19 protein-coding genes and 1 pseudogene are annotated in these 20,214 nt (G+C 41.8%); 16 read left to right on the top strand and 4 right to left on the bottom strand.

The window, feature by feature from the left end; translation table 11 throughout:
* The first annotated feature begins 48 nt into the window (after window positions 1-48).
* The gene (ampD, locus tag C3007_RS08465; RefSeq protein WP_103854067.1) at window positions 49-603 is read left to right on the top strand and encodes a 1,6-anhydro-N-acetylmuramyl-L-alanine amidase AmpD; all 555 of its coding nucleotides are present in this window, start codon (window positions 49-51) and stop codon (window positions 601-603) included.
* Between the two features lie 79 nt (window positions 604-682).
* Here ampD and C3007_RS08460 read toward each other — a convergent pair whose 3' ends face one another.
* Window positions 683-1,303 carry a cation diffusion facilitator family transporter gene (locus tag C3007_RS08460; RefSeq protein WP_103854041.1) on the bottom strand — a complete coding sequence of 207 codons (621 nt, stop codon included), beginning with the start codon at window positions 1,301-1,303 and terminating at the stop codon, window positions 683-685.
* A gap of 660 nt (window positions 1,304-1,963) precedes the next feature.
* On the opposite strand from C3007_RS08460, the gene rppH reads away from it, so the two are divergent.
* From rppH to tadA, 5 genes are all read left to right on the top strand, one after another.
* On the top strand, window positions 1,964-2,581 hold the full coding sequence (rppH, locus tag C3007_RS08455) for an RNA pyrophosphohydrolase (protein ID WP_103854040.1): 618 nt from the start codon (window positions 1,964-1,966) through the stop codon (window positions 2,579-2,581).
* The gene (locus C3007_RS08450) at window positions 2,581-3,372 is read left to right on the top strand and encodes a sulfite exporter TauE/SafE family protein (RefSeq protein ID WP_103854039.1); all 792 of its coding nucleotides are present in this window, start codon (window positions 2,581-2,583) and stop codon (window positions 3,370-3,372) included. The genes rppH and C3007_RS08450 overlap by 1 nt, the downstream gene beginning before the upstream one ends.
* A gap of 9 nt (window positions 3,373-3,381) precedes the next feature.
* Complete coding sequence (gene lgt / locus C3007_RS08445) at window positions 3,382-4,182, top strand: prolipoprotein diacylglyceryl transferase (protein ID WP_103854038.1); 801 nt, start codon at window positions 3,382-3,384, stop codon at window positions 4,180-4,182.
* A 12-nt stretch (window positions 4,183-4,194) separates the two neighbouring features.
* The gene (locus C3007_RS08440; protein ID WP_103854037.1) at window positions 4,195-5,046 is read left to right on the top strand and encodes a thymidylate synthase; all 852 of its coding nucleotides are present in this window, start codon (window positions 4,195-4,197) and stop codon (window positions 5,044-5,046) included.
* Window positions 5,047-5,145: 99 nt separating this feature from the next.
* Window positions 5,146-5,682: a tRNA adenosine(34) deaminase TadA gene (gene tadA, locus C3007_RS08435; RefSeq protein WP_103854036.1), complete on the top strand. Its 537-nt coding sequence runs from the start codon at window positions 5,146-5,148 to the stop codon at window positions 5,680-5,682.
* A 46-nt stretch (window positions 5,683-5,728) separates the two neighbouring features.
* Here tadA and grpE read toward each other — a convergent pair whose 3' ends face one another.
* Window positions 5,729-6,340, bottom strand: coding sequence for a nucleotide exchange factor GrpE (grpE, locus tag C3007_RS08430; protein WP_103854035.1), 612 nt, complete (start codon window positions 6,338-6,340; stop codon window positions 5,729-5,731).
* A 202-nt stretch (window positions 6,341-6,542) separates the two neighbouring features.
* Here grpE and C3007_RS08425 point away from each other — a divergent pair, with 202 nt between their 5' ends.
* A complete protein-coding gene (locus tag C3007_RS08425) occupies window positions 6,543-7,460 on the top strand; it encodes an NAD(+) kinase (protein WP_103854034.1) in 918 nt (305 codons plus the stop codon).
* Between the two features lie 77 nt (window positions 7,461-7,537).
* On the top strand, window positions 7,538-9,214 hold the full coding sequence (gene recN / locus C3007_RS08420; protein WP_103854033.1) for a DNA repair protein RecN: 1,677 nt from the start codon (window positions 7,538-7,540) through the stop codon (window positions 9,212-9,214).
* A 307-nt stretch (window positions 9,215-9,521) separates the two neighbouring features.
* On the opposite strand, the gene plsB is transcribed toward recN, so the two are convergent.
* The gene (gene plsB, locus C3007_RS08415) at window positions 9,522-11,954 is read right to left on the bottom strand and encodes a glycerol-3-phosphate 1-O-acyltransferase PlsB (RefSeq protein WP_103854032.1); all 2,433 of its coding nucleotides are present in this window, start codon (window positions 11,952-11,954) and stop codon (window positions 9,522-9,524) included.
* A 224-nt stretch (window positions 11,955-12,178) separates the two neighbouring features.
* On the opposite strand from plsB, the gene lexA reads away from it, so the two are divergent.
* From lexA to C3007_RS08375, 8 genes and pseudogenes are all read left to right on the top strand, one after another.
* Complete coding sequence (gene lexA / locus C3007_RS08410; RefSeq protein WP_165779971.1) at window positions 12,179-12,814, top strand: transcriptional repressor LexA; 636 nt, start codon at window positions 12,179-12,181, stop codon at window positions 12,812-12,814.
* 416 nt (window positions 12,815-13,230) lie between these two features.
* Complete coding sequence (gene rpsF, locus C3007_RS08405) at window positions 13,231-13,608, top strand: 30S ribosomal protein S6 (protein WP_103854031.1); 378 nt, start codon at window positions 13,231-13,233, stop codon at window positions 13,606-13,608.
* Window positions 13,595-13,921, top strand: a complete 327-nt coding sequence (gene priB, locus C3007_RS08400) for a primosomal replication protein N (protein WP_103854030.1) — start codon at window positions 13,595-13,597, stop codon at window positions 13,919-13,921. Before rpsF ends, priB begins: the two co-directional genes overlap by 14 nt.
* A 12-nt stretch (window positions 13,922-13,933) precedes the next feature.
* On the top strand, window positions 13,934-14,158 hold the full coding sequence (rpsR, locus tag C3007_RS08395; protein WP_035687245.1) for a 30S ribosomal protein S18: 225 nt from the start codon (window positions 13,934-13,936) through the stop codon (window positions 14,156-14,158).
* Between the two features lie 17 nt (window positions 14,159-14,175).
* Window positions 14,176-14,625, top strand: coding sequence for a 50S ribosomal protein L9 (gene rplI, locus C3007_RS08390; protein ID WP_103854029.1), 450 nt, complete (start codon window positions 14,176-14,178; stop codon window positions 14,623-14,625).
* A gap of 222 nt (window positions 14,626-14,847) precedes the next feature.
* Window positions 14,848-17,217: pseudogene (gene rnr, locus C3007_RS08385) on the top strand (ribonuclease R); the annotation flags it as partial.
* Window positions 17,218-17,305: 88 nt separating this feature from the next.
* Window positions 17,306-18,046, top strand: a complete 741-nt coding sequence (gene rlmB / locus C3007_RS08380) for a 23S rRNA (guanosine(2251)-2'-O)-methyltransferase RlmB (protein ID WP_103854028.1) — start codon at window positions 17,306-17,308, stop codon at window positions 18,044-18,046.
* Between the two features lie 29 nt (window positions 18,047-18,075).
* On the top strand, window positions 18,076-18,597 hold the full coding sequence (locus C3007_RS08375; RefSeq protein ID WP_243397678.1) for a DUF5358 domain-containing protein: 522 nt from the start codon (window positions 18,076-18,078) through the stop codon (window positions 18,595-18,597).
* Window positions 18,598-18,958: 361 nt separating this feature from the next.
* Here the strand turns inward: C3007_RS08375 and metK are convergent, their stop codons facing one another.
* Window positions 18,959-20,113 (bottom strand): methionine adenosyltransferase, encoded by a 1,155-nt coding sequence (gene metK, locus C3007_RS08370; protein WP_103854026.1) that lies wholly within the window; start codon window positions 20,111-20,113, stop codon window positions 18,959-18,961.
* Window positions 20,114-20,214: the final 101 nt, after the last annotated feature.

The following is a 20,214-nucleotide window of genomic DNA, read 5'->3' as shown; positions in this document are numbered from 1 at the left end:
AAGCCAAAAAGCACCGCACTTTTTCTCGATCACGATCGCAAAAAAACTATGAAATCGACATTTTCCATTGATCAATCAGGCTGGTTGGCAAAACAAAAACATTGCCCCTCGCCCCACTATGATTTACGACCCGATCCGCAAGATATTTCGTTGCTCGTCATTCATTACATCAGTCTTCCCCCCGAACAATTTGGCGGAAATTTTATTGATGCCTTTTTCCAAGGGCGCTTAGATCCAAGCCTGCACCCTTATTTTGAAGAAATCAAAGATCTCCGCGTGTCAGCGCATTGCCTGATTAATCGTGAGGGAAAAATTACGCAATATGTCAGCTTCAATGATCGTGCTTGGCACGCAGGCGTATCCTGCTTTCAAGGACGTGAAAAATGTAATGATTTTGCGATTGGCATTGAATTAGAAGGGAGCAACAATCAGCCCTTTACAGAGCAGCAATATGCAACACTGACAACGCTCACGCAAAGCATAATGCAACGTTATCCAAAAATTCGTAAAGATCGCATTGTAGGACATAGCGACATTTCCCCCGGAAGAAAAATCGACCCCGGGCAATATTTCGATTGGGAAAAATATTTAAACAGCCTATAAACACAAGTGCGGTGGAAATTTTTTGAATTTTTCCACCGCACTTCGTTTTCATCAAATATCTATTCTGCAGGCATTTAGCTTAATGAGAACGCCCCAAATGCTGCCCCGCTATTGTGGCTTTCATTATGCTCAGCCCACTGCGCAAAATAAACATACTTAAAATAGCGCTGGCGACAATATCTATCCACTGAATTTGCCACAGCCAGGCGCTTAGCCCCGCAATGATCGCGATAACAGAGCCAAATAAATCAGCCAGAACGTGTAAATAGGCGGCGCGAATATTTAGATTTTCGTGATCACTTTTTAGCATTAACCACGCCACAATCATATTGACCAACAACCCCACTATTGCCACGCCTAGCATTGGTAAGGCATTAATCAGTAAAGGATTTTGCCAGCGTTCAAGGGCTTCCCATAAAATCCAAATCGCCACAATAATTAAAGAAATCGCATTGAGCAGAGCGAAATATTTCTGTGTTTTATGGCTGAAAAACAGGGCGACAAAGGCAAGTAATAAAGAGAGGCTATCATTTGCCATATGGCCTGCGTCCGCCATTAATGTTAGGCTGTTGAAATAATAGCCGCCAAGAAATTCGATCACCATATAAGCGGTGATAATGGCGAAGCTGAAGGCTAAAATGCGTTGATTTTGTGAGCCGTGATCGTGGTGCATAAATGATCCTAAATAAAAATTTGCCATAGTATAGGTTTAACAGCTGGTAAAGGTCAAGTTTTAGGGCTAGTTTTATAAAAAACGCAAGAAAAAAGCACCGCACTTTGATCTTCGATTAATTAATAACCAGTCCTTTCTGAGCCTTTAAGTCACAATGCTAAAACACTTTTTGATTACGCTATCATTTTGATTTTTAATGGTTTTATTCTTTTTTCTCATTATGCTTATGACAAATTTAGCATTTAATTCCCACCTATTCTGTATAAAACCACAATTTTATCCACAGAAATGCTGAATAACTCACAGTTTGGCAATAAAAGTGCGGTGAAAATCCTGATAAAAATACAGTATGATTTTTTTCTAGGCGGTAATTGGAGTAAAAAAATGCGATCTTGGATCTTGATTTTAGATCTTAATGATCAACAAGGATCTGTTTTAACTTATTTTAAAACAAAGCATTTTTTATCCTTATGCACAAATAATTTGATTTTATTCCCGTACTTTTCACAATGTTATGCACAGCGTTGTGATTTTTATTCAATTTATTAACAGGTGGGAAGATTTTATCGAGTTAAATTCTGATAGAAAACCGCCTTAAAAGCGTGTTTGCGGGTTGTTAAAACCTTGAGTTTGTGAAACAATTCACCAATTCAGAATTTAAAATTTTTAAAACTAAGGTGAACGATAGTGATCGATTTCGATGGCTACCGTCCGAATGTGGGAATTGTCATTTGTAACCGTAAAGGTCAGGTTTTGTGGGCGAAACGCTATGGGCAAAATTCGTGGCAGTTTCCGCAAGGCGGCATAAACGATAATGAAACGGCTGAGCAGGCGATGTATCGTGAGCTTTTTGAAGAAGTGGGTTTAACCCGTAAAGATGTTAAATTGCTTTATGTTTCAAAACAATGGCTGCGCTATAAACTTCCTAAACGCTTATTACGCTACGACAGCAAACCAATGTGCATCGGACAAAAACAACGTTGGTTCTTATTGCAATTAGTTTCGGACGAAAAAGATATTAATATGCAAACCACCAAATCGCCAGAATTTGATGGCTGGCGTTGGGTGAGTTTTTGGTATCCTGTGCGTCAGGTTGTGCCTTTCAAAAAAGAAGTGTACCGCAAGGCAATGAAGGAATTTGCGGCGGTATTATTTAATGGGAAAAATCAGCCAAATTCCTATTCTCAAGAACAGAAGTCTTCGCCAGCCCATTCTGCAACAAATACGGCGAACAAGCATTCTGGTAAAAAATATTCATCAGGCAAATTCCATAAACGTTCATTTCATCGAACAAGGGGGGCATAATGTTGAGCTTTTTTCTTATTTGTTTAATTGTCGGCTGTGTGGTCGGCTTTTTAGCGGGCTTATTTGGCATTGGCGGCGGGCTGATTATTGTTCCCGTGTTAGTTTATTTGTTGCCAATGGTTGATGTGCCTAGCGAACTTTTGATGTCCACAGCATTGGGAACCTCTTTCGCCACCATTGTGGTAACAGGCTTTTCTTCGGCGCAACGTCATCACAAGCTCGGCAATATTGTTTGGCCTGCGGTGAAAGTGCTTGCTCCTGTGATTATGGTAACGACCTTTATTTCAGGGCTTTTTGTCGGCAATTTAGATAAAAGCGTATCAAGCAAATTATTTGCCTGCTTGGTAGTGTATCTCGCGGTGAAAATGTTGCTTTCGATTAAACCGAAAGAAGTGAAAAAAGCGCTCACTACTACCTCTTCTGTGATTGGTGGGATTCTGATTGGGATAGCTTCCAGCATTGCGGGCATTGGCGGCGGTGGTTTTATTGTGCCGTTTTTGAATGGACGTGGTATTGAAATGAAAAAAGCCATCGGCTCATCAGCATTTTGCGGAATGTTGCTTGGCCTTTCAGGAATGCTAAGCTTTATTGTGGGCGGCTGGGGACAAGCAAATATGCCAAGTTATTCATTAGGTTATGTGTATTTACCTGCTGTGGTGGGGATTACGGCAACCTCATTTTTTACTTCAAAACTCGGGGCTAGCACCACAGATAAATTGCCAGTGAAAACCCTAAAACGTTATTTTGCCGTGCTATTGATCTGTATTGCGATCAATATGCTTATGAAATAAAGGAACTGTATGACTTCACAATTTTTAACTTTTCCCCAATTTGATCCGGTGATTTTCCAACTAGGGCCTGTTGCCTTGCGTTGGTATGGATTAATGTATTTAATCGGCTTTGTGTTTGCGCGCTGGCTTGCGGTTCGCCGTGCTAACCGCCCAAATAGCGGCTGGACAACGGAACAAGTGGACAGCCTACTATTTAACGGTTTTCTTGGTGTATTTCTTGGTGGTCGCATCGGTTATGTGATGTTCTACCAGTTCGATTATTTCTTGCAAGATCCGATGTATTTATTCCGCGTGTGGGAAGGGGGAATGTCTTTCCACGGTGGCTTAATTGGTGTGATTTTGGCAATGTTTATCACCGCAAAATTACAACACCGCGGCTTTTGGGCGACAGCAGATTTTGTTGCGCCGCTTATTCCTTTTGGCTTAGGAATGGGGCGTATTGGTAACTTTATTAATGATGAGCTTTGGGGGCGTGTAACAGACGTGCCTTGGGCGGTATTGTTCCCTTCTGGCGGTTATTTACCTCGTCACCCTTCGCAACTTTACGAAGCAGTGTTAGAGGGCTTGGTGTTATTTATTATCCTTAATCTGTTTATCAAAAAGCCACGTCCAGCAGGTTCTGTGGCGGGATTATTTTTAGTCGGCTACGGCACATTCCGCTTTATTATTGAATATTTCCGTGAGCCTGATGCGCAACTCGGCTTATTCTTCCAACAGCACATTTCAATGGGGCAAATTCTCTCATTGCCAATGATTTTACTCGGTGCGCTGATTATGCTTATAGCTTACAAAAGTGCGGTGAAAAAATAGAGGAAATTTACAATGCGTCAATATTTAGATTTATGCCAAAACATCATTGATAACGGCACTTGGGTGGAAAATGAACGTACTGGAAAACGCTGTTTAACCCTGATTAACGCTGATCTTACCTACAATGTGGCGGACAATGAATTTCCACTAATCACCACGCGAAAAAGTTACTGGAAAGCGGCGATTGCGGAATTTTTAGGCTACATTCGCGGCTATGACAACGCCGCAGATTTCCGCCAGCTTGGTACAAAAACGTGGGACGCCAACGCCAATGAAAATCAGGCTTGGTTGAATAATCCATACCGCAAAGGCACGGACGATATGGGACGTGTTTATGGCGTACAAGGGCGCGCTTGGCGTAAACCTAACGGCGAAACTCTCGACCAGTTGCGTAAGGTAGTGAATGACTTAACCAAAGGGCTAGATGATCGTGGTGAAATCATCACGTTTTACAACCCGGGAGAAATTGAACTCGGCTGTTTGCGCCCTTGTATGCACACGCACACCTTTTCTTTGCTTGGTGATACGCTCTATTTAACCAGCTATCAGCGTTCTTGCGATGTGCCACTCGGGCTGAATTTTAATCAAATTCAAGTGTTTACTTTCTTAGCATTAATGGCGCAGATTACAGGGAAAAAAGCAGGAATGGCGTATCATAAAATCGTCAATGCGCATATTTATGAAGATCAGCTTGAGCTTATGCAAAATGTTCAACTCAAGCGTGAACCATTGCCACTACCGAAGTTAGAAATTAATCCTGACATCAAAACCCTTGAAGATCTGGAAACTTGGGTAACAATGGACGATTTCAAGGTGATTGGCTATGAATCTCACCCTGCGATTAAATATCCTTTCTCGGTGTAAAGATCAAAATAGCAAAATGAAAAAATTACGCCAAAAAGCACCGCACTTTATTTTCTCAATCAGCCAATGTATGGCTGATTTTTCACATTCTTTCAGCGCATAAGGAAAACAAAAGTGCGGTCGGATTTTGATGAAAAAATGATGCGCTACGCCCTAAGCCTTGCCGATAAAGCGGAAGCCTTGGGGGAGATCCCCGTTGGCGCTGTTTTGGTGGACGAAGCAGGTAATATTCTTGCGGAAGGCTGGAATTTATCCATTATTCAGCACGATCCTACCGCGCACGCAGAAATTGTGGCGTTGCGACAAGCGGGGCAAGCGCAACAAAACTACCGCCTACTCAATACTACGCTATACGTTACCCTTGAACCTTGCACAATGTGCGCAGGGGCGATTTTGCATAGTCGAATCAAACGGTTAGTGTTCGGGGCTTATGATCTCAAAACTGGGGCAGTGGGGTCGCGTTTTCATTTTTTTGATGATTATAAAATGAACCACAGCCTTGAAATTACAGGTGGTGTGCTGCAAGAAGAATGTAGCCAAAAACTCAGCGCTTTCTTTCAAAAACGGCGTGAACAGAAAAAGCAAGAAAAACTCGCGCAGAAAAATATCAACGAAACTTTAGACGAAAAAAAATAGGCGATACACTCGCCTATTTTTATTTGTTTATTATGATGACCTTTTATTACGCCGCCACCATCACCATTGCAGGGCGAATCACTCTACCGTTTAGCAAATAGCCTTTTTGTAATACGGCGGTGATTTGGTTGCTTGCGAAGCCTTCTGTCGGCTGCATTGAAATGGCTTGGTGTAAATCTGGGTTGAAAGTTTCGCCCACTTCACCCACGGCTTCCACACCAAAGCGTGCAACCGTTGCCAATAAACCTTTTAAGGTTAACTCAACACCATCTAGCACGCCTTTTAAGCTCTCATCTTCCGTGCTAACTGGCGTTGCTAGCGCACGCTCTAGGTTATCAATGGTTTCAAGCAGATCTTTAGCAAATTTTTCTAAGGCAAATTTATGCGCTTTTTCCACATCTTGCTCAGCACGGCGGCGGATATTATCCATTTCCGCACGGCTGCGTAACAAAATGTCTTGCTCTTTTTTTGCTGTTTCAGCGAGCTGTTCTTCAAGCTCTTGCACGCGAGCAATGGCTTCTTCTAAAGCATCGCCCTCAAGATTTTCAGCGTTTTCTTGCGGCTCTACTGTTTCTTGTGCATTCTCTGCTTGTTCCACTTGTTCCGTTTGTTCTTGATCTAATTCGTTTTTTTCCACTTGTTGTTCTTGTTCTGACATTGTTTTCTCCATCTGTTCAAAAGTTTGCGTTATTGTAACAAAAAACATAAAAATTGACAGTTGCTAGGGTCTGTTGATAATTCATTTTGTATTTGAGTTATCAACAGACCCTAAGACTAGCCACTGACACAGTTTATGTGTAATATAGCCCCTAATTTCTTGAATTCAAGTGCGGTCTGTTTTTCGCATAAAAATAAATATTATGTCCACAACTCATTTAATCGACAACAAAACCTTGCATAATTCTTTCCATACCATTGGCTTGGTAGGGCGTCCGCGCAATGATGTAAATTTGCAAATGCACAAAAATTTATTTCAATGGCTGTCCGAAAAAGGCTATCAAGTGCTAGTAGAAAAAGGGGTTGGTGAGCGTTTAGACTTGCCAGCGCAACATCTTGCAGGGTTAGATGAAATTGGTACACGTGCGCAATTAGCTATCGTGATTGGTGGTGATGGCAATATGCTTGGGCGTGCCAGAATCTTAGCAAAATATGATATTGCCTTAATTGGTATTAACCGTGGCAATTTAGGTTTTCTCACGGATATTGATCCAAAAAATGCCTATGCGCAGCTGGAAGCCTGTTTAGATCGTGGTGAGTTTTTCGTGGAAGAACGCTTTCTTTTGGAAACCGCGATTGAACGCGAAGGGCAAATTATTGCTACCAGCAATGCGGTAAATGAAGCGGTAATTCACCCTGCCAAAATTGCGCATATGATCGATTTCCACGTTTATATTGATGATAAACTGGCATTTTCACAGCGCTCTGACGGCTTGATTATTTCAACTCCAACCGGCTCAACGGCTTATTCCCTTTCTGCTGGCGGCCCTATTCTTACCCCACAACTAAACGCCATTGCCCTTGTGCCAATGTTTCCGCACACGCTTTCTTCTCGCCCCTTGGTTATTGACGGCGAAAGTAAGATTTCCATTCGCTTTGCCGATTACAACACACCACAATTAGAAGTGGGTTGTGATAGCCAAGTTGCCCTGCCGTTCACCCCTGATGACGTGGTGCATATTTATAAAAGCAAACATAAACTGCGTTTATTGCACTTAAAAAATTATAATTATTACAATGTGTTAAGCACAAAATTAGGCTGGTTGAGAAATTCTGCATAAAAAATTTGCACAAAACCCTTTACTGTATATAAAAACAGTTATAAACTGATATACATACAGTTAAACGGGAGTGTATTATGCTTACTCAACTTACGATCAATAATTTTGCCATTGTTCATCATCTTGATATTGAATTAGCACAAGGAATGTCCGTCATCACAGGTGAAACGGGTGCGGGAAAATCCATTGCCATTGACGCTCTTGGCGTGTGTTTAGGGCAACGTACCGAAAGTGCGATGCTGCGTGAGGGGCAAAACCGTGCGGATATTTGTGCCACATTCCACATTGCGCCAAACAGCCCTGCGGATAAATGGCTCAAAGCCCAAGACTTGCAAGATGAAGATAATCCAGAAAACTGTATTTTACGCCGTGTGATCAGCGCAGATGGGCGCTCCAAAGGCTTTATTAATAGTATTCCCGTTTCTGCAAGCCAGCTGAAAGAGCTGGGTCAGTTTTTAATTCAAGTGAACGGACAACATTCCTCACAGCGTTTACTAAAAAATGACTATCAACTCACCTTATTAGATCACTATTGTGCGCATAATGATCTCCTTGCCAAAGTGCAAAAGTACTATCACCAATGGAAAGATCTGCAACAACAAGTGGCAAACTTCCAACAAAAATGCGTCGAAAATGAAGCAAAAAAACAACTTTTGCAATATCAGGTAGAAGAACTTGATGAGTTTAATTTGCAAGAAAATGAATTTGCGGAATTAGAAGAAGAATACAACCGTCTTGCCAACAGTGAAGAGCTTACCGCCCTTTCGCAGTCAGTGCTAAATTTATTAAGTGAAAATGATGAGCTGAACGTGGATAGCCTACTCTATCGTGCGGTGCAAAATTTAGAAGAATTGCACGCACTTGATCCGCACTACAATGATGCACTCACAATGTTGCAAGACGCGCTGATTCAAGTGCAAGAAGCCAGCTCTGAGATCCAACATCTATCTAGCAATATTGAACCCGATCCTTATCGTTTACAAGAAGTAGAAAACCGAATGAGCCAAGCTCTTCAACTTGCGCGTAAGCACAATGTAAAAGCCGAGGAATTAGTTGCGTTACATCGCTCCTTAAGACAAGAACTCGATCAGCTGGTAGATTTTGCGGATAGCGAAGATGCGCTTATTGAACAGGAAAAACAGGCTTACGCCCAGCTGTTAGAAAATTCTCGAGCTTTGAGTGCAAGCCGCCAAAAAGGGGCAGAAAAGCTCTCCGCGCAAGTTACCAAAGGGATTAAACAACTGGCAATGGAAAATGCTGAATTTTCTATTTGCGTGGAACAAACGGAAAATAAACTGACCGCTCACGGAATGGATCAGGTGCAATTTATTCTGCAAGCAAACCTTGGACAATCTGCTCAGCCTTTGGCAAAAGTGGCATCGGGTGGGGAACTTTCTCGTATCGCTTTAGTGTTACAAGTGCTGACTTCTGATAAATCCGCCATTCCAACGCTTATTTTTGACGAAATTGATGTAGGAATCAGCGGCGCAACCGCAAGTGTGGTAGGGAAATTATTACGCAAGTTAGGGCAAAAATGCCAAGTGATTTGTGTTACCCACTTACCGCAAGTGGCGTGCTGCGGACATCAACATTTTTGCGTAGAAAAACAAACCATTGACGGAAAAACTGAAACAAAAATGACCGCACTTTCTCAGCAACAGCGTGTGAAAGCCTTAGCCAAATTACTTGGTTCAACCAAAGTTACCGAAAGCGCCTTAGCCAATGCGGAAGAAATGCTCAGTTTAATTGCATAGCTTTATAGAAAGAACCCTAGCGAGCAGCTAGGGTTTCTTATTGTGTGTTGCTAAGATGATTGAGATACAAATTGCTCAATTTCTTCCGTTTTTTTCACCGCACTTTTTCCACCACTCTTTGTTCCACTGATTTTTTATAGTGAACCTGATTTCAGCATTAATCATCTCGGTGAAAACTTTTCTCTGCGTTTCTTGATTACCTAGCAATCGGATTGCCACCTAAAATAGATACCACATTTCAAAATACAAAAAAACCTTAGCTATTTGCTAAGGTTTTTTACTTATTTGAAAATATTAAATCGCAGGATTAATCAATTTCTTCTGTTTTTTCCACCGCACTTTTAATTGTGAGTCGAACTTCAGTAGAAATCATTTGCGCAAGAATTTCGCTGAGTTCGTCAAGTAACGCCTCGTTCACTTGGTTATTCTCATCAAAATAACCATATTGTTTTAGGTTACCCACAAACGCAGAAAACACCGCTTTATCAAAAAACTCTGGCGCATTAATACCGTGCAACACAGATAAACGTTGCGCTACCGATTGACTTTCTTTTTCCAATGTCGCACGAGAAATCGTTGGATCATTTTGTAGAATGCTCACTGTGATGTAATAACGCTGCAAAATCTCTCTCACGCCCGATGACCAAAGTTGCAACATTCTGACTTGCGGTTTATGAATTGCGAGCAAATTCTCATTGCACTGAATAATATTTTGTCGTTGCAATTCTTGAATAATATTTTCTACACGCTCTTTTAATTCATCATCGCTAAAATGTAAAAATAATTCACCGCGCAAGAACGGATAAATTTTTCCAACTGCCTCCAACACAAGATCTTTTTGGATTGCACCATAATGCAAGACAATGCTGGCCACCAAAGAAGGCAAAGCGAATAAGTGCTGAATATTGTTGCGGTAATAAGTCATCAACACAGCAGAATTACGCTCTAAGCGAATAATTTCGCCAAAATTATCTTTTTCAACCAGAACGCCTACGCGGTCAAGGTTTAAAACGTGATCGAGCATTTCTTCTGGCGTTTCGCTTGGCACAATCACATCATCAGAATAAGGCACATTCTGCAAAAATTGCTGATAACTTGCTAACTGCTCTAATAACTGTTTACGTGTTAAGGCACGCTGACGAGATGACAACAATGCCGTCCCTGTTAAATTCATCGCATTAACCGCTGCTGCATTATTAATATTCACCATAACTTGGTTTGAAACGGAATCAACGGCTTTATTAAACCATTGTAAACGCTCATCTTCTGAATGCGGTTCTTTCCATTCTGGGAAATGTTGGTTCAAATAACTGCTTAATACAATCGGCTCGCCAAAATTCACATAGCCTTTGCCTAAATTACGCAATTTTTTGATTACGCGTAACACCAGCCCTGCGTTTTCTTTCTCTTTTGCCGCTCCACGCAATTCTTTGGCGTAAGTGTCCACTTCTAAAACGTGTTCATAACCCACATAAACAGGCACGACAGAAATTGGGCGCGTTTGGCGTTGCAGCAAGGCTTGCAAGGTCATTGACATCATTCCCGTTTTTGGCGCAAGTAAACGCCCGGTACGAGAGCGGCCACCTTCAATGAAATATTCAACCGAATAACCTCGATGGAATAATTCCGCTAAATATTCACGGAAAATGGTTGAATACAAGCGATTACCTTTAAATGTACGGCGAATAAAAAATGCGCCACCACGGCGGAACATTGCGCCCACAGGCCAGAAATTTAAGTTTATTCCAGCAGCGATATGTGGTGTTACCAAGCCTTGATGATATAACACATAAGAAAGCAATAAATAATCAATATGACTGCGATGGCAAGGCACATAAACAATTTCGTGTCCTTCAAGTGCCAATTTGCGCACACGATCAGCGTGTTGCACATCAATACCTTGATAAAGTTTATTCCATAGCCAACGCAAGAAACGATCCGCTACACGCAAGCCTTCATAGCTCACATTTGCGGCGATCTCATCTAAGATTTTATACGCCTCTTTTTGCGTTTTTTCCATTGGAATTTTCTTGCTTTTGGCTTCATCTTCAATGGCTTTTATAATCGCAGGAGATTGCAGCAATTTATTAAACATCGCTTGACGATTTGGCAAGCGTGGCCCTGTGGCTGAAATGCGTTGTTTAGAAAAGTGAATTTTCGCAACTCGCGCTAACTTCGCTGCAATTTTTTCATCTGAGCCGTGTTCATTCACCATATAACGCAATGAAACAGCTTGCGAAAAGCGCACAAAGGTATCACGCCCAAACCAAATCGCAGCGGCAAATTTTTGAATACCATTTAATAAACGTAAATTTGGCAAGCCTGTTTTATTTTCGTGGCCGGGCGAACGTCCCCATAATACCGAAACAGGAATAAGCTGCACATCAAGATCAGCTAAAGTGCGGTGTAATTCTAGGTATTTATTAAAAATGGCGATGGTTTCCTTTTTTGCCCCTTTAGATTTAAAAATGCGGCGTCCTTCATCTAAAAACACAAAACGTGGCAACGAAATGCCACCAATTTCATTTTTCTCAAAAGGATCAGGCAAGCCAACATTTAAACAATTTTTGCGGAAAATCACTAAATCCGTTTGCGATGTGTAAGGCAGCACATAAACGATAGGCTGTTGCACATTTAAAGATAATTCTTCAATAGGATTGTGAGGGATCGGATTATTTTTAACTAATACAGAAAGCGGTAATTCTAATAATTTTCTATATAAATTAAGCATACTTGCCATATAAATTCCGTAATTTATTCATCTAGATAAAAAGTTACGCCATTTTACCACAAAATTTTGGCATTTTTTTCAATTTACGCTGATATAAATTGATTTAGCGCTAAAATTTCGCATAAATCTAACAAAAATCAAACAAATCCCATTAATAAAACAAAAGAAGATTGCAACAATTCTGTTTCTGTATATAATACCAGTGAATATGTATATAAAAACAGGGGAATAAAATGACAATGATGAAAGCCCTCACAGCCCGTCAGCAAGAAGTTTATGATCTACTAAAACGCCACTTAGAAACCACAGGAATGCCACCTACCCGTGCGGAAATTTCGCGTGAATTGGGATTTCGCTCACCAAATGCGGCAGAAGAACATCTTAAAGCCCTTGCACGAAAAGGCGTAATTGAAATTATCCCAGGCGCATCGCGCGGTATTCGTTTGCTTGCAGAAGAAAATACGGAAGAAGAATCAGAGGGCTTGCCGCTTATTGGGCGTGTCGCCGCAGGTGAGCCTATTTTAGCAGAACAGCATATTGAAGGCACTTATAAAGTAGATGCTAATATGTTCAAACCGCAAGCGGATTTCTTGCTGAAAGTCTATGGTCAATCAATGAAAGACATCGGCATTTTAGACGGCGATTTATTAGCCGTGCATAGCACCAAAGACGTACGCAATGGCCAAGTGATCGTGGCTCGCATTGAAGACGAAGTTACCGTAAAACGCCTTGAGCGCAAAGGCTCGATTGTTTATCTCCACGCAGAAAATGAAGAGTTTGAGCCAATTGTGGTTGATCTTGCTGAAACAGAACAATTTGAAATTGAAGGCATTGCGGTAGGGATCATTCGTAATAATGCGTGGATGTAACTCATTTATTTGCTTTATTCGCTATTAAAAAATTCAGAAAAATTGCACCGCACTTTTGTTTATAAATACTAGTGTTTACAAAGCTAGCGATGAGGTGACAAGAGCCTGAGTTTTACAAGCTATCTTTGAATTGTAATGCTCATCGGCTTTGCTGAATAAGTTCCATTAAAGTGCGGTTGTTTTTTGCGAAATTTTTTGAGTAATTTTGAGTAAATTGATGCTTTTTACATATATTAAAAGTGTGCAATTTGAAACTCAAAATTTCCTTATAAAATAACATAAATTCCCCTTGTGCTTTTTCGCTAATCCTGTATAATCGCACACCTTACAGCTACATCATCATTTTCGTTCCTTGCTTCCGCAAGATTGGTAGCTGGTCTTACAGTCGGAGGCTGATTAACCCGTAAGGAGCAGTAATGCGTCACTACGAAATCGTGTTTATGGTTCATCCGGACCAAAGCGAACAAGTACCAGCGATGATTGAGCGCTATACCAATTCTATTAAAGAAGCGGGCGGTCAAATCCATCGTTTAGAAGATTGGGGTCGCCGTCAATTAGCTTACCCAATCAACAAATTACACAAAGCACACTATGTGCTAATGAATGTAGAAGCGCCTCAAGAAGTCATCGACGAGCTAGAAACAACTTTCCGTTACAACGACGCAGTTCTTCGTAACGCAATTATTCGTACTAAGCACGCCGTAACAGAAGCGTCCCCAATGGTTAAAGCACGCGAAGAGCGTAAACCTTTAGCTGAAGTTGAAAACAACGATTTTGAGGATGCTGAAGAGTAATTCAAAGATTGATAATCGCTTCTCATTAATTGGTCAAGTCAGCGACTTTCCCAAACGAAGCAAAAGCCCTAACGGAATTGAACACTGCCGTTTTTATTTAGAGCATCGTTCTGAACAACAAGAGGCAGGATTACCCCGTCAAGCGTGGTGTAAAATCGCAGTTCAAGTTAGTGGCAATCAGTTAATTGCAAAAACTCAAAGCATTACGGTCGGCAGTAATTTATTGATTGTGGGGTTTATCACTTCACATAAATCTGCAAATGGTTTAAGTCAATTAGTATTACATGCCGAGCAAATCGAATTTATAGATTAGGAGACTAGCCAAATGGCACGTTATTTCCGTCGTCGTAAGTTCTGCCGCTTTACAGCGGAAAACGTTCAAGAAATCGATTACAAAGATATCGCAACGTTAAAGAACTATATTTCAGAGAGCGGCAAAATTGTTCCAAGCCGTATTACCGGTACTCGTGCGAAGTATCAACGTCAATTAGCTCGTGCAATCAAACGCGCGCGTTTCTTAGCGTTACTTCCATACACTGATAATCAGTAATTAAGGAGAATACGGTAATGCAAGTAATTCTTTTAGATAAAGTTGTTCACCTTGGTAATGTAGGTGATCAAGTTAATGTTAAATCTGGTTATGCGCGTAACTTCTTAATCCCACAAGGGAAAGCAGTTATGGCAACTAAAGCTAACATTGAATATTTTGAAGCACGTCGTGCAGAATTAGAAGAAAAAGCAGCGAAAGCACTTGTGGCAGCAATGGATCGCGCAGAGCGTCTTGAAGCCCTTGAGTCTGTAACCATCGCAAGTAAAGCGGGTGATGAAGGCCGTTTATTCGGTTCTATCGGTACTCGTGATATTGCTGATGCAATCACAGCTCGTGGTGTTGAAGTAGCGAAAAGCGAAGTTCGTTTACCAAACGGTTTAATCCGTACTACCGGTGAACACGAAGTTCGTTTCCAACTTCACGGTGAAGTATTCGCAAACTTACGTCTTATCGTAGTTGCTGAATAATCACAGCTTTTTATAAGATAAAAAACCCAGCACGCGCTGGGTTTTTGTTTGTAAGCGTATGTTCCCCTTGCTGTTTTACAAATAATAACGATAAAAAGCACTTTGCCTAAAATACCCCCAATTCTTTCCTTGCTTTCCCCTTCCTGCAATGTCAAACTTACAGCAATCTATGCCTTATAAGGAAATCATTATGGCTAAAAAAATAACAAAAAAACCACCGCACTTTCCGATCCAAATTATCAGCAGGAATTAAAAAAATATAGCAACCCTGTGCCAAGTCGTGAGTTTATTCTCAATATTATTCGTGATCATAATGCGCCAATGTCAAAAGAAGAATTATATGCCGTTTTGGCGATTCACGATGAAGAGCGCCAAGAGGCAATGCGTCGCCGTTTACGCGCGATGGAAAATGAAGGGCAACTTGTTTTTACTAAACGTAAACGCTATGCCTTACCAGAAAAATTAGACTTAATCAAAGGAATGGTGATTGGGCATAAAGAAGGCTACGGCTTTTTACAAGTGGACGGTGCAAAGCAAGATTTATTCATTCCAAATGGACAAATGAAGCAAGTTATGCACGGTGATTATGTCCTTGCACAGCCAAGTGGTTTTGATCGCAAAGGGCGTCAAGAAGTGCGCATCGTGCGTTTACTTGAAGGACGCAAAAAGCATATTGTGGGCCGTTTCTTTTTAGAAGAAGGGATTGGCTATGTTGTGCCTGATGACAGCCGAATCAATCGTGATATTTTGATCCCAAATGAATATCGCCATGGCGCACGAATGGGGCAAGTTGTGGTGGTGGAACTCAAACCGCGCACCGCAATGTTTACCCGCCCAGTGGGAATGATTATTGAAGTGTTAGGCGAAAATATGGCAAAAGGAATGGAAACCGAAATCGCCATTCGCAATCACGATATTCCGCACGTTTTCCCAAGTGCGGTGCAAAAACAAGTCAAAAAACTCACCGAAGAAGTGCCTGAAGCGGCAAAAAAAGGGCGGGTGGATTTACGCCAACTTCCTTTAGTCACCATTGATGGTGAAGATGCGCGAGATTTTGATGATGCGGTGTATTGTCAGCGCACAGAAAAAGGCGGCTGGAAACTTTGGGTTGCCATTGCCGATGTGAGCTACTATGTTCGCCTGCGCACGGCACTAGATAACGAAGCCTATAATCGCGGGAACTCGGTGTATTTCCCAAATCGCGTTGTGCCAATGTTGCCAGAAGTGCTATCTAACGGCTTGTGTTCGCTCAATCCACAGGTCGATCGTTTATGTATGGTGTGTGAACTCAGTATTTCACCAAAAGGCAAAATGACCGATTACCGCTTTTACGAAGCCGTGATGAATTCTCACGCGCGTTTAACCTACACCAAAGTGGCACGCATTTTGGAAGGTGATGAAGAATTGCAACAGCGCTATGAATCCCTTGTTCCCCATTTGCAAGAATTACACCATCTTTATCAAGCCTTGGTAAAATCTCGCCAACAACGTGGCGCGATTGATTTTGAAACCATCGAAAGCAAATTTGTGTTTAATGAAATGGGCCGCATTGAACGCATTGAGCCAGTGGTGCGCAATGATGCCCATAAAATCATTGAAGAATGTATGATTTTAGCCAACATTGCCGCGGCGAATTTTATGGAAACCCACAATGAACCTGCGTTATATCGTATTCACGCAGGGCCAAGTGAAGAAAAACTCAGTGCTTTCCGTGCTTATCTCGCAGAGCAAGGGTTAAGTCTAGGCGGTGGTGCAAAGCCAACCACCGAAGATTACGCCAAATTACTGGCACAAGTGAAAGAGCGCCCTGATCACGAGCTTATCCAAACCATGTTGCTACGCTCTCTCAGCCAAGCGATTTATTCCCCAGATAATATTGGGCATTTTGGCTTAGCACTAGAGCAATATGCGCATTTCACTTCACCAATTCGCCGCTATCCCGATTTAACATTACATCGTGGAATTAAATACTTATTGGCTAAATTGCAAGGTTCAAAACGCAAAACCACAGATTCAGGCGACTATCATTATTCCTTTGATGAAATGGATAACCTAGGCGAACATTGCTCAATGACCGAACGCCGCGCCGATGACGCGACTCGCGAAGTGGCAGACTGGCTCAAATGTGAATATATGCAAGATCACGTAGGCGAAGAATTTACGGGCGTAATTTCCGCCGTAACAGGATTCGGCTTATTTGTCCGTTTAGATGATTTGTTCATTGATGGGCTTGTGCATATTTCAACTTTGGATAACGATTATTACCAATTTGATGTAAACCGCCAGCAATTAATCGGTGAAAACAGCGGACGGATTTATCGTTTAGGCGATAAAGTGGAAGTGCGCGTAGAAGCCGTTAGCCTTGAACAGCGCCAAGTGGATTTCTCACTCATCAGAACTGAACGCAAGCCACGGCGCGAAGGCAAAACCGCCAAGGATAAAGCGAAAAAAGGCTTCCGCTATGCTGAAAGTGCGAAAAAACAAAAAGGGAAATCCGCCACTAAATCAACGAAAAAAGCGAAAAACAAAAGTGCGGTGAAAAAATCAGAAATTTCTGCTAAGAAAAATAAACGTAAATCGCACCGCACTTAATTAAATACACTTGCGAAAAACTGGCGGAAGGACGGCAAACAAGCGTATAATTCCGCCTAATTTTATGTATCAATGTTAAAGGATAACAATGTCTGAAAATATTTATGGAATCCACGCGGTTAGTGCGTTTTTGGCAAATGCACCTGAACGATTAATTGAAGTTTATGTGCTAAAAGGACGTGAGGATAAACGCTTACAGCCTGTTCTCAATACGCTTTATCAGCTTGGCATTTCCGTGCAATTCCTTAACCGCGAAACGCTGGATAAAAAAGCCAACGGCGAAGTACATCAAGGGATCATCGCCCGCGTGCAACCTGCCAAAGAATTAAATGAAAATGATCTGGATCGTATTTTACGCGATCAGCAAAATCCCCTTGTATTGGTGCTAGATGGCGTAACCGATCCGCATAATCTGGGAGCCTGTTTGCGTACTGCTGATGCAGCAGGCGTGTGTGCAGTGATCGTGCCAAAAGATAAATCAGCACAGCTCAATGCCACCGCACGCAAAGTGGCTTGTGGGGCGGCAGAAGTGGTGCCATTGATTCGTGTAACCAATTTAGCCCGCACCCTAAGAGAGTTACAACAGCATTATAATATGTGGGTGGTTGGCACCGCAGGGGAAGCAACGGAAACCTTATACCAAAGCAAATTAACGGGGGCGCTTGCGTTAGTAATGGGTGCAGAAGGGGACGGAATGCGCCGCTTAACCCGCGAAACTTGCGATCAGTTGGTGAGTATTCCAATGGCGGGATCGGTTTCTTCCCTGAATGTGTCGGTTGCGACGGGCGTGTGTTTATTTGAAATTGCTAGACAGCGCTTGGCAGGCTAACAATGAAAAAATTCGTTCTCACTTTTTTTATGAGTTTAGTTGCGGCGTGCAGTTGGCATAGTGCTACAACACCTATTCCAGCTCAATTTGCTGGGGCAGATTATGTGTTATCCGATAAAGATGCACAGCGTTGGGTTTCAGCAAGTCGCCAAGCGGAACAATGTATTTACCCCAATTTAACTCGCATTCAGCAAGCGCATTTTAGTAAAGAAGATGCTTATATCCACGCGCAATATGTGTTCTTCTATCCATTAGAAAACATTATCGGTGAAGAGTACCTCAAAATCATTCAAGATGATGAAAAATCAATGGGATATGCACAATACCAATTCAAAAAATTCAAACAAACCGAATTTGAACCTTTAACTCAGGCTGAATGTAATGTGCTACGCCTTAAAGCTCGCGATGATTTAGCCGTGGTGAAAGGGCAATATAAAAGTGGTATGGCAGAGGTTAGCAAAGAAGACAGCAAAGCAAGCAACGGCGTTGCCACTAATGATAATAAATTCTTCTTTGATATTATTAAATGGGGGGCTACCCTACTGCTATAAAAATCACAAAAATTTGCACAGTAGAAAAAAGGGTCATTTTTTAAACGATTAGTTGTTTTTTCAGAGCCTAAATCCCTGCTTTTCATAAGTAAAAAGATAATTTTGATAGCATTTCAGATTTGCATAAGCCCTCAAACATAACGATGTTATAGGGATAATAACTTTCAATGGTAGTACGTGCATTTATATCCTGAACCACCATCTAAATGCTTGAACTTGATCAATTTGCTTAATATCTTGTACTATAAGGCTTTCAGCCACTTTTTAACAACAATTTTTCAACTATGCTATTACCTGTCTAAGCAAATGAAAAACGCCATTACAACATATTGCAATAGCGCTTTTTTCAAACTCACTTAGTTTATTTCACCCCAGCTGCTGCTCTTAATTCTGCGGCGCGGTCGGTTTTTTCCCAAGGGAATTGTTCGCGTCCAAAGTGGCCGTAAGCGGCGGTTTGGCGGTAGATTGGCTGAATAAGATCAAGCATTTTGATCAAGCCGTAAGGGCGTAAATCAAAAAATTCACGCACTAAATTCACCAACAACTCATTGCTCACTTTGCCCGTGCCAAAGGTTTCCACCATAATAGATGTAGGCTCTGCAACGCCGATAGCATAAGAAAGCTGAATTTCACAACGATCCGCTAAGCCTGCGGCAACAATGTTTTTCGCTACATAGCGTGCCGCATAAGCAGCTGAGCGATCTACTTTTGATGGATCTTTACCTGAGAATGCACCACCACCGTGGCGCGCTGCACCGCCGTAAGTATCCACGATAATTTTACGTCCTGTTAAACCGCAATCCCCCATTGGGCCACCAATCACAAAACGGCCTGTTGGATTAATAAAATATTTGGTGTATTTGCCGAGCCATTCACTTGGCAGCACAGGCTTGATGATTTCTTCCATTACCGCTTCGTGCAAGGCATTTTGGCTGATTTCTTCCGCGTGTTGGGTAGAAAGCACTACTGCATCAATGCCAACAATTTTGTCGTTTTCATATTTTAGTGTAACTTGGCTTTTCGCATCTGGACGCAACCAAGGCAAAGTGCCGTCTTTACGCACTTGCGCTTGGCGTTCCATTAAGCGGTGTGCATAGGTAATCGCCGCAGGCATTAACACTTCGGTTTCATTGGTGGCATAACCAAACATAATGCCTTGGTCGCCCGCCCCTTGATCTAACGGACTTTCACGATCCACACCTTGATTAATATCGGAAGATTGTTTGCCAATGGCGTTTAGCACCGCACAAGAATGGCCATCAAAGCCCATATCAGAATGTTTATAACCAATATCACAAATTACTTGGCGGGTAAGATTTTCAATATCCACCCAAGCTGATGTGGTGATTTCGCCGCCCACAAGGGCCATACCTGTTTTTACATAGGTTTCACAGGCCACACGGGCTTTCGGATCTTGTTTTAAAATTTCGTCTAATACCGCATCAGAGATCTGATCGGCAATTTTATCTGGGTGTCCTTCTGACACAGATTCAGAAGTAAATAAATAAGATGACATAGCTTTCCTTTAGTCTTAAATAAATTTGTTTAGATGTTTTTGCGTCTAGACGGCTATAATACGCTTTTTCGTTTAGAAAGCAAGCATTAATTCATTTGCAC

Origin of the sequence: Avibacterium gallinarum, from assembly GCF_002921135.1 — a bacterium.
Classification (GTDB): domain Bacteria; phylum Pseudomonadota; class Gammaproteobacteria; order Enterobacterales; family Pasteurellaceae; genus Avibacterium; species Avibacterium gallinarum.
The sequence above is the reverse complement of the archived record's forward strand: the minus strand, read 5'-3'. Positions and strand labels throughout refer to the sequence as shown.

Bases quoted from the DNA above. Each gene is read 5' to 3' on its own strand.
- ampD (WP_103854067.1), top strand. From the start codon at position 49: ATGAAATCGACATTTTCCATTGATCAATCAGGCTGGTTGGCAAAACAA.
- C3007_RS08460 (WP_103854041.1), bottom strand. From the start codon at position 1,303: ATGGCAAATTTTTATTTAGGATCATTTATGCACCACGATCACGGCTCA.
- C3007_RS08450 (WP_103854039.1), top strand. From the start codon at position 2,581: ATGTTGAGCTTTTTTCTTATTTGTTTAATTGTCGGCTGTGTGGTCGGC.
- lgt (WP_103854038.1), top strand. From the start codon at position 3,382: ATGACTTCACAATTTTTAACTTTTCCCCAATTTGATCCGGTGATTTTC.
- C3007_RS08440 (WP_103854037.1), top strand. From the start codon at position 4,195: ATGCGTCAATATTTAGATTTATGCCAAAACATCATTGATAACGGCACT.
- grpE (WP_103854035.1), bottom strand. From the start codon at position 6,340: ATGTCAGAACAAGAACAACAAGTGGAAAAAAACGAATTAGATCAAGAA.
- C3007_RS08425 (WP_103854034.1), top strand. From the start codon at position 6,543: ATGTCCACAACTCATTTAATCGACAACAAAACCTTGCATAATTCTTTC.
- recN (WP_103854033.1), top strand. From the start codon at position 7,538: ATGCTTACTCAACTTACGATCAATAATTTTGCCATTGTTCATCATCTT.
- plsB (WP_103854032.1), bottom strand. From the start codon at position 11,954: ATGGCAAGTATGCTTAATTTATATAGAAAATTATTAGAATTACCGCTT.
- lexA (WP_165779971.1), top strand. From the start codon at position 12,179: ATGACAATGATGAAAGCCCTCACAGCCCGTCAGCAAGAAGTTTATGAT.
- rpsF (WP_103854031.1), top strand. From the start codon at position 13,231: ATGCGTCACTACGAAATCGTGTTTATGGTTCATCCGGACCAAAGCGAA.
- priB (WP_103854030.1), top strand. From the start codon at position 13,595: ATGCTGAAGAGTAATTCAAAGATTGATAATCGCTTCTCATTAATTGGT.
- rpsR (WP_035687245.1), top strand. From the start codon at position 13,934: ATGGCACGTTATTTCCGTCGTCGTAAGTTCTGCCGCTTTACAGCGGAA.
- rplI (WP_103854029.1), top strand. From the start codon at position 14,176: ATGCAAGTAATTCTTTTAGATAAAGTTGTTCACCTTGGTAATGTAGGT.
- rlmB (WP_103854028.1), top strand. From the start codon at position 17,306: ATGTCTGAAAATATTTATGGAATCCACGCGGTTAGTGCGTTTTTGGCA.
- C3007_RS08375 (WP_243397678.1), top strand. From the start codon at position 18,076: ATGAGTTTAGTTGCGGCGTGCAGTTGGCATAGTGCTACAACACCTATT.
- metK (WP_103854026.1), bottom strand. From the start codon at position 20,113: ATGTCATCTTATTTATTTACTTCTGAATCTGTGTCAGAAGGACACCCA.